This window comes from Cupriavidus sp. CuC1, assembly GCF_044627735.1.
Taxonomy (GTDB): Bacteria; Pseudomonadota; Gammaproteobacteria; order Burkholderiales; family Burkholderiaceae; genus Cupriavidus; species Cupriavidus ulmosensis.
Genome location: NZ_JBIUHC010000093.1, coordinates 1 through 12,865 on the forward strand (window position 1 = coordinate 1; position 12,865 = coordinate 12,865).

The 12,865-nt window shown below is 66.6% G+C and carries 11 protein-coding genes; 3 read left to right on the top strand and 8 right to left on the bottom strand.

Annotated features, from left to right (window positions below; genetic code table 11):
- Positions 1-146: 146 nt before the first annotated feature.
- From ACGLHR_RS32185 to ACGLHR_RS32210, 6 genes are all read right to left on the bottom strand, one after another.
- The gene (locus ACGLHR_RS32185) at positions 147-1,019 is read right to left on the bottom strand and encodes a LysR family transcriptional regulator (protein WP_400098820.1); all 873 of its coding nucleotides are present in this window, start codon (positions 1,017-1,019) and stop codon (positions 147-149) included.
- Between the two features lie 143 nt (positions 1,020-1,162).
- Complete coding sequence (locus ACGLHR_RS32190) at positions 1,163-1,378, bottom strand: hypothetical protein (RefSeq protein ID WP_400098822.1); 216 nt, start codon at positions 1,376-1,378, stop codon at positions 1,163-1,165.
- A gap of 599 nt (positions 1,379-1,977) precedes the next feature.
- The gene (locus tag ACGLHR_RS32195; protein WP_400098823.1) at positions 1,978-2,457 is read right to left on the bottom strand and encodes a hypothetical protein; all 480 of its coding nucleotides are present in this window, start codon (positions 2,455-2,457) and stop codon (positions 1,978-1,980) included.
- A 238-nt stretch (positions 2,458-2,695) separates the two neighbouring features.
- On the bottom strand, positions 2,696-3,421 hold the full coding sequence (locus tag ACGLHR_RS32200; protein ID WP_400098825.1) for a Crp/Fnr family transcriptional regulator: 726 nt from the start codon (positions 3,419-3,421) through the stop codon (positions 2,696-2,698).
- 49 nt (positions 3,422-3,470) lie between these two features.
- Positions 3,471-4,079, bottom strand: a complete 609-nt coding sequence (locus ACGLHR_RS32205; protein ID WP_400098827.1) for a 2OG-Fe(II) oxygenase — start codon at positions 4,077-4,079, stop codon at positions 3,471-3,473.
- Positions 4,080-4,220: 141 nt separating this feature from the next.
- Positions 4,221-4,505: a winged helix-turn-helix domain-containing protein gene (locus ACGLHR_RS32210; protein ID WP_318238330.1), complete on the bottom strand. Its 285-nt coding sequence runs from the start codon at positions 4,503-4,505 to the stop codon at positions 4,221-4,223.
- Between the two features lie 578 nt (positions 4,506-5,083).
- On the opposite strand from ACGLHR_RS32210, the gene ACGLHR_RS32215 reads away from it, so the two are divergent.
- Genes ACGLHR_RS32215 through ACGLHR_RS32225 form a run of 3 tightly spaced genes read left to right on the top strand, consistent with a single transcriptional unit; the run spans position 5,084 to position 11,013 of the window.
- Positions 5,084-6,532 (top strand): efflux transporter outer membrane subunit, encoded by a 1,449-nt coding sequence (locus ACGLHR_RS32215; protein WP_400098829.1) that lies wholly within the window; start codon positions 5,084-5,086, stop codon positions 6,530-6,532.
- 48 nt (positions 6,533-6,580) lie between these two features.
- Positions 6,581-7,813, top strand: coding sequence for an efflux RND transporter periplasmic adaptor subunit (locus tag ACGLHR_RS32220; protein WP_400098831.1), 1,233 nt, complete (start codon positions 6,581-6,583; stop codon positions 7,811-7,813).
- Complete coding sequence (locus tag ACGLHR_RS32225; protein ID WP_400098833.1) at positions 7,810-11,013, top strand: efflux RND transporter permease subunit; 3,204 nt, start codon at positions 7,810-7,812, stop codon at positions 11,011-11,013. Before ACGLHR_RS32220 ends, ACGLHR_RS32225 begins: the two co-directional genes overlap by 4 nt.
- A 461-nt stretch (positions 11,014-11,474) precedes the next feature.
- Here ACGLHR_RS32225 and ACGLHR_RS32230 read toward each other — a convergent pair whose 3' ends face one another.
- The gene (locus ACGLHR_RS32230; protein ID WP_267605750.1) at positions 11,475-11,849 is read right to left on the bottom strand and encodes a cupredoxin domain-containing protein; all 375 of its coding nucleotides are present in this window, start codon (positions 11,847-11,849) and stop codon (positions 11,475-11,477) included.
- 45 nt (positions 11,850-11,894) lie between these two features.
- Positions 11,895-12,776, bottom strand: a complete 882-nt coding sequence (locus ACGLHR_RS32235; protein WP_400098835.1) for a metallophosphoesterase family protein — start codon at positions 12,774-12,776, stop codon at positions 11,895-11,897.
- Between the last annotated feature and the right edge of the window lie 89 nt (positions 12,777-12,865).

A 12,865-nucleotide genomic window follows, 5' to 3' on the forward strand; every position in this document is an offset into this window, starting at 1 on the left:
ACGCTATTCTGCATCAGCAGCTAGAAGCATCAAAACCCCGCCCAGCAAGCGCCAAAACCCGCGTCAGCGGGCCACAAACCATACACATCGCACACTTCCCCCAACCCACAATTCCTGCTCCAAGCTCAACAGACTTTGCGAACGAATCAGCGGAACGGGACACTGACTTCGCTGCCCAGGCGCTCGATGGTTGCATCCAAAAAGGCGCGCAGCCGCCCCAGGCGGCGCAGGTCGCGGTGATAGCCCACCCAGACATCGCGCCCGGGCGGCGCCTCGCCCATGTCGATGGCCTGCAGCCCGCCGAGGCGCTCGGCCAGCACGCAGGGCAGGACGGCCAGCCCCGCGCCGGCCGCGCACAGCTTGGCCTGCGCCTCGCGGCTGTTGCTGCCGAATGCCACCCGGGCGTTGGGCAGCAGCTTGCGCATCCAGGCCACATCCGGCAAGCCCGCGAAACCCGCGTCCAGCGTCAGCAGGGCACGGCCCGCGCCGTCGCCAGCGCGCGGCGGCGCCACGCCGGGCGCCGAGTAGAGTGCGTAGTCCATGTGCATCAGCTTGCGCTGCACGATATCGGCCTCGTCGAACGCGCGGATGCGAAACACCAGGTCGGCCTCGCGGCGCGCCAGGCTGAGCAAGCGCGCATCGGTGACCAGTTCCACCGCGACGCGCGGATGCGCGCGGATAAAGTCCGCGATCACCGGCGTCAGCATGTGCACGCCAAACCAGTCGGACGACGAGATCCGCAGCATGCCGTCCAGTTCCCGCGCCTGGCCGCCGAGCTGGCGCTCGAAGGCGATCGCCTCCTCCTCGATGCGCTCCGCGTGGGCGAGCACGGCGGCGCCTTCATCGGTCAGCACGTAGCCGTCGCTGGTGCGCTGGAACAAGACATGGCCGACGGCATCCTCCAGCGCCTTCAGCCGGCGGCCCATGGTTGGCTGGGTCTGCCCGATCGCGCGCGCGGCGCCGCCCAGGGTGCCGGCCCGGGCGATCGCCAGGAAGACCTTGATATCGCTCCAATCCATGCGGGGAATGTGCTGACGTTAGTTTGGCAGGTGTCGGGCTCAGCGCGGCCACGCAACTCGCAGGCGGCTGCGCGATGATGGCACGGCGGTGTGGCGGGAACAATAGCGGGCGCGCCGGGGAGCGGGCCGGCATCCCGTCAACTTCAGGTGGAGGACGCCTGGTCTTCCAGGGCCCAGTAGTCGGGCACTTCCAGGCTGGGGCTGCGCAGCACCATCGTAAAGCCGCACTGGCGGCAACGGTAGACAAAGGGGGCGCCGTCCTGGGCCACCGCATTGGCGCGCGCAGCCTCCAGGTCCTCGTGCGGCGGCAGGTGTCCTGGCCTGCCGGCCTGGCGCTTGCATCGCTCACACGGCAACATCGACTGACCTCGTCTGGATAGCTGGGTAACTTGATCGGGGGCGCGGACGCGATCCGGTGCTACCGGATGGCAGCGCGCAAAATTGATGCAATGCAACATAATTATAGGCGCTTTTCGCATCCTTGCCAGATTTATAGCTGGCGATGAGTCGCCTTGCAGTGCAGCGAAACTACGGTCGCAAAACGCAACAATGCCCGGCTAGCGGTCAGGGAGCGTGGGCGCCGTGAGGAGGTCTCGCCGCGCGTCCGGGTTCGATTCGGCTTGCGCCGAAACATCGCCCGGAGGCCGTTCCCGCGGTGGCTCGGCCAGGGGCACCGTGACGACGGCGAACACGGAAAACGGGCACCAGAAAGACGGCCTGAAGAGACTCATTCTGCGGATGACGATGGCGCCGGCAAGAAATGGTGAAGGTTCTGAAAGGCGAAGGACCGGCGAGGCAGCGCCCGGCCGGTCCGGCTCCAGGATTGATAAGCCTTACCTATCTTAACGACCGAATCGGCAGATGGTTGAGGCTGTCATCAACTATTCATGAAACCCGGCAAAAACACTGCGCACGTGGACGGAATGCATCCAGGTGCCATGCAATGTGTACCGCAGCCTTACTGCCCGGAAGCCCCGTCGCGCGCCTTGCGCTTGGCCGGCCGGCCCGTCTTGACGGTCTCGACCTGGGCCACGACGGCCAGCAATTGCCGCTCCGGCAGCGACTCCAGCATCTTGAGCCCGGCCCGCAGCAACTCGCTCTTCTTCACGTGCGCGCCGCCGTTCAGGCAGCGCCGTTTGAGCTCCGCCAGCTTGGCATAGTCCCACTCCGGCATGGTGAAGCTGTCGCGCACGACCTTGGCCTTGGCGGGCTTCTGTGCCTTCTCAACCTTCTCAACCTTCTCAACCTTCTCAACCTTCTCGGCTTTCTCGGCCTTCGGTGCGGCAACCACGGTCTTGACCGTTTCAACCTTGGCTGCCTTCACTGCCGTGTGCGTCTTCCTTGCGCGCGTGACCGGCCGCTTCACCACGGCGGCCGCCTTTTTCTGCGCCGCGGTGGGCGCGGGCGCACGCGTGCGCCCATTCAAGACCGTTGCCATGCATCCTCCTGTTTTGATCGCATTGGTATAAAAACAGTATATACCGTTTATATCGTTGATTTTCGCAAGCGGTGCGAAAGGGAGGGAACAGCCATGGCCGTCAATCGGGACGGGGCCGGGCAGACACGGATTTCGTCAAAAAACCTGCCATCCCCGCGAAGGGAAAAGTGTCCACCGGCCCCGTCAGGATCTTAGCCGCCGGTTATTTCATTCTTGCGACGAAGCGCAACGTCCCACGCTAGATGCCCGGCGCGGACCCGCTGGCGATGGCCTGCAGCGCCGCCTTGTCGGATAGCGTCAGGCGCCCGTATTCCAGGCGCAGCACGCCCTGCTTCTCCCAGTCCTTGAGCTGCCGGTTGACGCTCTGGCGGGACACGCCGAGCATATGGCCCAGGTCTTCCTGGGAGAGCTTCAGCGCGGCGGGGGCGCCGGATTTCCGCACGCCTGGCGTGCCGTGGGTGGACAGCGCATGCGCATGCTCGACGGCAAGCAGTCGCCGCGCCAGCCGCACCGGGAACGGCATCAGGATCACCTCATCGATCCACTCCAGTGCGCTGCGATAGCGCCGGCAGATCAGTTGTGTGAACTCCATCAGCCAACGTGGCTCGCGCGCGATGAGCGCATGGAAGGTGGCGGCGGGAATCACCAGCAGCTCGCTGGCCTCGGCGGCACGCGTGTCGTACACGCGATGCGCGTCGATGAAGAGCGAGACCTCGCCGAACCACTGCCCGGCTTCCAGCAGGCTGACCACTGCCTCGCGCCCGTTCTGCGCCGTGCTGCTGACCTTGATGGCGCCGCGCTCGACGCAGAAGAGCGCGTCCGGGTTGGAGCCGTAGGTAAACAGCACCTCGCCCTTGACCAGTTGCCTGCGCATGGCATGCGACCGGAGCAGTGCTTCGAGCTCGGCCGAAAACTGTCCAGCGGCGGCGGCGTCAGCTTCGTGCGGCTGCGGTCGTGTGCTCATGCCTTTGCCCCGGTTATGCTGCTGATGCTGCTGATGCTGCTTGTGCCGCTCAGGCCGGATCGGTGCGGAACCAGCCGGTGAGTGCCCAGCGGGTCTTGTGGCAGGGCAATACCTCATGCGGGACCAGGTCGCTGCGAAACACCACCAGCCGCGCGCGCTGCGGCAGCACGCGGTGCAGCTCGGTGGCGCCGTCGTCCTGCGCGTAGAGGGCGAGCTCGCCGCCATCGCGCTCGCTCCATTCGGGATTGAGATAGAGCACCAGCGAAATCTTGCGATGCAGGGTCGCGCGGTGCTGGTCCACGTGCTTCTTGTAGGCGGTGCCGACCGGATAGTGCGAGAAGTGGAATTCCTCGCGCTTCAAGCCCAGGAAGTACCGCTCGTTCAAGGCCTCGCGCAAACCCGCCGCCCAGGCCTGGAAATCCGCGCTGGCCGCGCCGGCGGGGGCATCGTCGAGCCACAGGATCGAATCGCCGCGAATGCCCGCGTCGCGCGCGGTGGCCTCGCCCCGCCCGATGCGGGCCGGGTGGAACAGGCCGGCCTCCCACGCCGCGCGGCTCTCGGCATGCAGCCGCGCCGCCAGCGTGGTGTCGATGAGGTCGTCGGACACGGCCCAGCCCTGCTCTTCGAGGGCGACAAACAAACGTTCCAGGGCTGACATGGGTGGGAGATTTCGTGCTGGGGAAACGTCAAAGGAAACGTCAAAACGAAAAGGGCCACCTGGACAAAAGGAGGCCCTTGGCGCGCGGGCGCATATATTAACAGCGCCGGGGCCGCCAGCCGTGCCGGCTGCCCCGCCGGCCTACAACCCGCTGCTGTCGAGATACTCCAGCGCCAGGCTCACCGCGCGGCGGGCCTTGAGCACATAGATCACCTGCCGGTCGCGCACGACCAGGGTCAGCACATCGGCCTGCATGAGTTCATTGAAATGGTGGCTGGCGCGCGGCAGGCTCAGCCCGGCGACGCCGGCCAGGTCGAACGCCGGCATGCCGGCTTCGCCCGCTTCCAGCAGCGCGCGGCAGATGGCGGCACGCGCTGGCACTGTCAGCAGCGCATACGTCAGTGTGCTTTCTTGATCGGTCTCCATGGCCACGCCTTCCCGCTCGTCGTCCAGATGTCATGTAGTTATATGCGTCGGCCGGCCGTTCGGATTGCCGCAGCCCTCCCGCCGTGACCGCCTGACACCTACTTTCTACGCGGCAGGCTCAGCAAATGCAACCCGCCGGGGCTCGCTGGCGCACATTTACACAAGATTACAACAGGCTGCGGTGGCCCGCCCGTGGCCGCAAGCGCGGCCACAGGCGTCCTTGCCGGCGCTGGCGCGCGCTCGTTTTTTGCCGCACCGCACAATCCGGCACCCACCCGCTGCAAGATCCCGTAACAGGCGCGCGCGCCCGCCGCGTGCCGCAACCGTGGATGTATTTCACGCCTCACTTGATTGCGCGGCTGTGGCGCCGCCCGGCGCATCGGCGTAAGCGAGTGAAATATCCGGTAATGCGCAGCGCGTTTCACACCTGCGCGCGCCGCACTATGCTTGCCATAAGACCAGCCAGCGCTGCGCTGCGCCGCACCGGCGGTGGCATGCGCGGGAAAACCAATCCGCCAGCCCAAGCAGGAAACGACAAACAACGGCATCGCCTCACGAAAGTCCGTCATGACCATCGCTTGCCCCTTGCATTCATGAACGCCGCGCGTTTGCTTTCGCCGCGCCTGTTTTGCATCGCCCTGGCGTCTGCCTGGATGGGCGGCTGCGCGGTCGGGCCGGACTATCGGCGGCCCCCGGTGGAGACCCCTGCCGCGTATCGCGAGGCCGTGCCGGACGATCACCAATGGAAGGTCGCCGAGCCCCGCGCGGTGGACCTGACCCAGGCCTGGTGGGCGGGGTTCGACGATGCCCGGCTGAATGAGCTGGTGGGGCAAGCCAACGCAGCCAACCAGAGCCTGCGCCAGGCCGAGGCCCAGTACCGGCAGTCCCGCGCGCTGGCGCAGGCGGCGCGGGCCGGCTTGTATCCCACGCTCGGCGCAGGCGTGGCCGTGGGGCGCGCGCGGACCAACGCGCTGGGCATCCAGACCGTGTCCAACACCCATTCGGCCAACCTCGATGCCAGCTGGGAGATCGACCTGTGGGGCCAGGTGCGGCGCAGCATAGAGGCCGCCCGCGACAACTCCCAGGCTAGCGCCGCCGACCTCGCGGCCGCGCGGCTGACGATCCAGGGCGAACTGGTGCAGGACTATATCCAGCTGCGCGTCACCGATGTGCTCAAGGCACTGTATGCCCGCACCCTGGCCGCGTATGAAGAATCGCTCAAGCTGACCCAGAGCCAGTTCCGCGCCGGCGTGGCCACCTCTGGCGACGTGGCGCTGGCCCAGGTGACGCTGAACGCGGCGCAAGCGCAGGCGATTGATCTGGACGTGCAGCGCAACCAGCTGGAACACGCCATCGCCGTGCTGTTGGGGCGCGCCCCGGCCGAGTTCACGCTCACGCCCGAGCCGTTTTCGATGCGCCCGCTGGCGGTGCCCCCGGGACTGCCCTCGGCGCTGCTTGAGCGCCGCCCCGACATCTCGGCGGCCGAGCGCCGCATGGCGGCGGCCAATGCCAATATCGGCGTGGCGCGCGCCGCGTACTTTCCGTCGCTGGTGCTCTCCGCTGTGGGCGGCGCCAGCAGCGGCAGCCTGGCCAACTGGTTCGGACCGCCCGGCCGGGTGTGGTCGCTGGGCGCGGCGCTGGCCGGCACCATCTTCGACGGTGGGCTGCGCAACGCGCAGAACGACCAGGCCGTGGCGGCCTACGACGGGGCCGTCGCGGCGTACCGGCAAACCGTGCTCAGCGGCATGCAGGAGGTGGAAGACAACCTCTCGGCGCTGCGCGTGCTCGACCAGGAAGTGGTGGTGCAGGACCACGCGGTGGAAGCCGCCCGCGTGGCGGAGCGCGTGAGCCTGGCGCAATACCGCGCCGGCACCGCTTCCTACCTCTCGGTGGTAACGGCACAGGCCCTTTCCTTGTCTAACGAACGGACCGCTATCCAGTTGCGAGGCCGGGAGCTTGCAGCCAGCGTGGCGCTGGTCAAGGCGATCGGCGGCGGCTGGCAAAGCGATGCGCTGGCCCAACCCTGATCCCCTGGCCCCCTGATCCACATCGACAGACCACCTTCAAGGCAATCCATGGCGACCCAGTCCTCCCGTCGCAATCCCGTCCTGATCGGCCTGGCCGTGCTCGTGCTGGCAGCCGTGGTGTGGTTCGCCGTCGGCCCGCTCAAGCGCATGGTGGCGCCGCGCCGGGCAGCGCCGCCGGCGCCGGCGGTCTCCGTGACCAGCGCGCAGGTCAAGCGCGAGGACGTGCCGATCGGCCTGGCCGGTGTCGGCACGGTGCAGGCGATGGCCACGGTGACGGTCAAGCCACGCGTGGACGGCCAGCTCGACCGCGTCGGCTTTGTCGAAGGCCAGGACGTGAAGGCCGGGCAGCTGCTGGCGCAGATCGACCCGCGCACGTTCCAGGCGCAGTTGCAGCAAGCCATGGCGCAAAAGTCGCGCGACGAAGCGCAGCTAGCCAATGCGCGTCTTGACCTGCAGCGCTACGAGGGCCTCATCAAGGAGAACGCCACCACGCAGCAGACGCTGGATACCCAGCGCGCGCAGGTGGCACAGCTGGCCGCCGCGGTGAAGACCGACGAAGCACTGGTCAACGTCGCCCGTGTGCAGCTCGACTACACCACCATCACCGCGCCGCTGTCGGGACGCGTGGGTGCGCGCCTGGTGGACCCGGGCAATATCGTCCATGCCGCCGACGCCAACGGCCTGGTGGTGATCCGCCAGATCGACCCGATCGACGTGGTGTTCACGCTGCCCGATGGCGAATTCCAGCGCATCAACCGCGCCATGCAGGCCAGCGGCACGCCGCTCGCGGTGCAAGCCAGCGAGCGCGCCACCGGCCAGTTGCTGGGACAGGGCAAGCTGGTTCTGCTCAACAACACCATCGACACGACCTCCGGCACCATCCAGCTGAAAGGGCGCTTTCCCAATCCGTCGCACACGCTGTGGCCCGGCCAGTACGTCAATGCGCGGCTGGTGCTCGGCGAGCGCGACCAGGCGCTGACCATCCCTGCCGCCGCCGTGCAACGCGGCCAGACCGGCACCTATGTCTATGTGGTGCAGGCGGACCATACCGTGGCGTCCCGCCCGATCGAGGTGGCGGAAACGCAGGACGCCAAGGCCATCGTGACCAAGGGGCTGGCGCCTGACGAGCGGGTCGTGGTGGACGGGCAGTACAAGCTCAAGCCCGGCACCCGCGTGAACGAGACGACCGCAGCCACCACCGTAGCGGTAGCCGGTGCCGCGCCCGCCTCCGCGCCTGCCGCCGGCGGGCCCGCAAACGTCGCCGGGAACGCACGGCCATGAGCATTTCCGCGATCTTCATCAAGCGCCCGATCGGCACCTTGCTGCTGGCGCTGGCGGTGCTGCTGGTCGGCGTGGCCGCGTGGCCGCTGCTGCCCATCGCGCCGCTGCCGCAGGTGGATTTCCCCACAATCCAGGTGTCGGCGAACTTGCCCGGCGCCAGCCCGGAGACCATGGCGTCGAACGTGGCCCAGCCGCTGGAGCGCCAGTTCTCGCTGATCAGCGGGCTCACCCAGATGACATCGACCAGCGCGCAGGGCAACGCCCAGATCACGCTACAGTTCGACCTCAACCGCAGCATCGACGCCGCCGCCGTGGACGTGCAGGCCGCCATCAACGCCGCCAGCGGCCAGTTGCCAAGCAACCTGCCCACGCCGCCGACATTCCGCAAGATCAATCCCGCCGACTCGCCGATCCTGGTCCTGGCGGTGCAGTCCGACACCCTGCCGCTGACCGAAATCAACGACTTCGCCGACAACGTGCTGGCGCAGCAGATCTCGCAGATTTCCGGCGTGGGGCTGGTCTTCATCGGTGGTCAGCAGAAGCCTTCGGTGCGCATCCAGGTGGATCCCGAGAAGCTCTCGGCCATGGGCATGAGCCTGGAAGACCTGCGCGGCGTGATTGCCGCCACCACGGTCAACCAGCCCACCGGCAGCACCGATGGCGCCACCAAGGCCTTCAACGTCTACACCAACGACCAGGTCACCAAGGCGGCGGCGTGGAACGACATGGTGCTGGCCTACCGCAACCGCGCGCCGGTGCGCGTGCGCGATGTCGGCGTGGCGGTAGACGGGCCCGAGAACGCCAAGCTGGCGGGCTGGGGCTTTGCCGGCGCCGCCGCGCCGGCGGACAACACCTTCCACAACGGGCGCGCCATCATCCTGGCCATCACCAAGCAGCCAGGCGCCAACGTGATCGAGACGGTGGACCGCATCCGCGCCGCGCTGCCGCGCCTGCAGGCCGCGATCCCGCCCACCATCAACGTCAACACGCTGGCCGACCGCACCCAGACCATCCGTGCCTCGGTGGCCGACGTGGAGTTCACGCTGGTGCTCACCATCGCGCTGGTGGTGATGATCATCTTCGTGTTCCTGCGCAACGTGGCCGCCACGGTCATCCCGAGCGTCACCGTACCGCTGGCGCTAATGGGCACCGCAGGCGGCATGTACCTGCTCGGCTACAGCCGCGACAACCTCTCGCTGATGGCGCTCACCATCGCGGTGGGGTTCGTGGTGGATGATGCCATCGTGATGCTGGAGAACATCTATCGCCACGTCGAAGGCGGCATGGCGCCGATAGACGCCGCGCTCAAGGGCGCCGCCGAAATCAGCTTCACCATCGTGTCAATCTCGGTCTCGCTGGTGGCGGTGTTCATCCCGCTGCTGCTGATGGGCGGCATCGTGGGGCGGCTCTTCCGCGAGTTTGCCGTGACTGTCACGCTGACCATCGTGGTATCGGTGCTGGTCTCGCTGACGCTGACGCCGATGCTGTGCTCGCGCTTCCTGACCCCGCCGCGCGGCCATCATCACGGCCGCATCTACCATTGGTTCGAGCATGGCTTCGACACCATGCTCGCAGGCTACAAGCGCGGGCTGGACGTGGTGATGCGCCACCAGTTCTTCACACTGTGCGTGTTTATCGCCACGGTTGCCACCACGGTGGCGCTGTTCATCTACATACCCAAAGGCTTCTTCCCGCAGCAGGACACCGGCTTCATGTTCGGCATCGCGGAGTCGGCGCAGGACGCTTCCTTCAAGTCCATGAACGCACGCATGGTGCAGCTCGCGGATATCGTGCGCGCCGATCCCGATGTCGCGGCGGTTGGCATGACCGGAGGGCAGAACACACTCAACACCGGCAACTTCTTCATCAGCCTGAAACCCAAGGACCAGGGCCGCACCGCCAGCGCCGACGAAGTGATCGCGCGGTTGCGGCCCAAGCTGGCGCAGGTGCAAGGCGCCAACCTGTTCCTGCAGGCCGGGCAGGACATCAACGTGGGCGGGCGGCTGTCGCGCACGCAATACCAGTACACGCTGATGGACTCCAGCCTGGACGAGCTCAACCAGTGGGCGCCGCGCATCCTGGAGCGCCTGCGCGCCCTGCCGGAGTTGAGAGACGTGGCGTCCGACCAGCAGAACGCCGCCGCCGCCGCGCGCCTGACCATCGACCGCGCTCGTGCGTCCAGCTTTGGCATCACACCGGCCCTGATCGATGCCACGCTGTACGACGCGATCGGGCAGCGGCAGGTAGCGCAGTACTTCACGCAGATCAACAGCTACCACGTGATCCTGGAGGTCACGCCGGCACTGCAGGAAGACCCGCGCCTGTTCAGCAAGCTGTACGTCACCTCGCCGCTGAGCGGCGAGCAGGTGCCGCTGTCCACCTTCGTCAAGATTGACACCGACAGCACTGCCTATCTGTCGATCAGCCACCAGGGGCAGTTCCCCGCCGTCACGATCTCCTTCAACCTGGCACAGGGCGTGGCGCTCGGCGATGCCGTCAAGGCCATCAACAGCACGCTGTCCGGCATGGGCCGCCCGCAAACCCTCTCCGGCTCGTTCCAGGGCACGGCCCAGGCCTTCGGCGCCTCGCTTGCCTCCCAGCCCTACCTGATCGCCGCCGCCCTGGTCGCCGTGTACATCGTGCTGGGGCTGCTGTACGAAAGCTACATCCACCCGCTCACCATCCTCTCCACCCTGCCCTCCGCCGGTGTGGGCGCGCTGCTGATCCTGCTGGCCGGCGGCTACGACCTCAGCGTGATCGCGCTGATCGGCATCATCCTGCTGATCGGCATCGTCAAGAAGAATGGGATCATGATGGTCGACTTCGCACTCACCGCCGAACGCGACCACGGCATGAAGCCGGAGGAGGCCATCTACCAGGCGTGCCTGCTGCGCTTCCGGCCGATCATGATGACCACCATGTGCGCGCTGTTGTCCGGACTGCCGTTGATGCTCGGGCACGGCGCAGGCTCGGAACTGCGGCGGCCTTTGGGCTTCGCGATGGTGGGTGGGCTGGTGTTGTCGCAGGCGCTGACGCTGTTCACTACGCCGGTGGTCTATCTCTATCTCGATCGCGCGCATTATTGGTATGTGAAGCGCAAGGAGAAGCGGCAGGCTCGGCGGGAGGGACGTGAACCCGTGAGCAGCACGGAGGCCGAACGCGAGCGTCGGCGGGTGTTGGCGTCTGGGGAGGGGGATTGAGGCCCACGGTCAATGAGATCTCTCGCTCTTGCGAACGCCCGCCCTCTCCCCCGGCCCCTCTCCCGCAGGCGGGAGAGGGGAGCAAACCAGCGGGAAGGATAGGCCAGCACGGATAGCCAACGCCTCGACTTAGCCGTGTGACCCGCCCCCAGGCGGGGAACACCCAAGCGCGATGCGAAGCGAGCCGTCAAGGTGTGCAGAGGCCGTATGGGGCGCCTCGGGATTCGACGAAAAGAGCGGAAAAGAGGGGCCCATGTCTGAGTATCGCCTTAAGGCGATGCGAGTTTGGGTCCCGGCCGCTCTTTTCGTCGAATCCCGAGGGGGTGTCGCCCCATCCGGCGCGCCTTTTTTGCCTACTTTTTTGGCAAGACAAAAAAGTAGGTCGCCTCCCCGAAGGGGAGGTGAAACTGCAGTTGCTTTTGACTTTGACGTTAAGCAGTTGCAGTTGAAGTTGCAACAACCTAACTAACCTCAATCACCCCATTCATGGTCTCATGCCCGGACCCACAAAAAATATCGCACAAAAACCCAAAGCTCCCAGCCACCTTCGGCAAGGCCGAAACCCGAACCACCTTGCCGGGCGGCAAATCCGCCCGAATCCCCAGGTCCGGCACGCTAAACCCCATGATCACATCCTGCGCGGTCAGCTCGAACACCACCGGCTCCCCGACCCGCAGCGCAATCTGATTCGGCGTGAAGACAAACTTCCGCGCATGCACCTTGATCACCCGCGGCGCGGCGGCCGCGCTGTGCAACAGTGGCGTCCCGCCCGCCAGCGCCAGCAAGCAGCACAGCGCCCGCCTGCGGCTGATTCCTTCTCGTCCTGTGACTAACATGACCAACTCCTGATAGCGAGTTCAAAGCGGCACAGCACAACCTGCTCAACCATTGACAGGCTTCTCCTCGATCCCGAAATCCCCCGACGCCCTGCCCGCCTCCACTTCCCTCCAGCCCAATCCCCGATAAGGCTGCGTCGGATCCCACGGCACCGGCAAGCGCTGCGGCTGCGACCCCGCCGCCGGCAATGGAAACATCAGCGAGCGCGCCGCGTGGTGCGCGATATGCCCGGTCATGTGGTGATGCTCCTGATGGATGTGTCCATAGAACACCGTCACGTTGGGATGCGGCATCAGCCGCTCGATGACCTGCGCGCCGTCGCGCGTGGCCCAGTCCCACTGCGGATAGAGATCGAACAGCGGACGGTGCGTGAACACCACGATGCGCGCCGACTGCGGCTGCTGCGCAAGATCCGCGGCGAGCCAGTCGAGCTGCGCCGCGCCCACCCGTCCGGCAGGATCGGACACGTTGTCCAGCACGATGAAGTGCACGCCCTTGTGGTCGAACACATAGTGCGTGGGACCGAACAGTTCGCGGTAGGCGGCGCCCTGGTCCAGGCTGGCGTCGTGCTCGCCCGGCATCAGGTGCACGACCGGCACCTTGAGCGCGGCGATGATCGACTGGAACTCGCGCATGCGCCGGCGGCGCTCGGCGGGGTCATCGGTGGTGTGGGTGAGGTCGCCGGTGAACATCAGGAAATCCGGCGGCTCCGCCAGTGCGTTGACCGCGGCCACCGCCTTGGGCAAGGTGCCGCGCGCGTCGGGATTGGGCGGGCCCTGGAAGCCCCAGTGCGAGTCCGAGAGTTGGACAAAGTAGAACGCTTCGTCGCGTCCGGCGGCCCATCCGGGCAATGCCGACACAAACACCGCGCCGCCGGCGCAGGCGGCAAGCCCGAGAAAATCGCGTCGCTTCCATGCTCGCTTCATGTTGAGCTCCATCGGTTGATCGGATCGGCCAGGTTGCTGTGGACCTGCCTGTCATACCGGCGCGCAGGCATGTTTATTCCCGTTTCCGG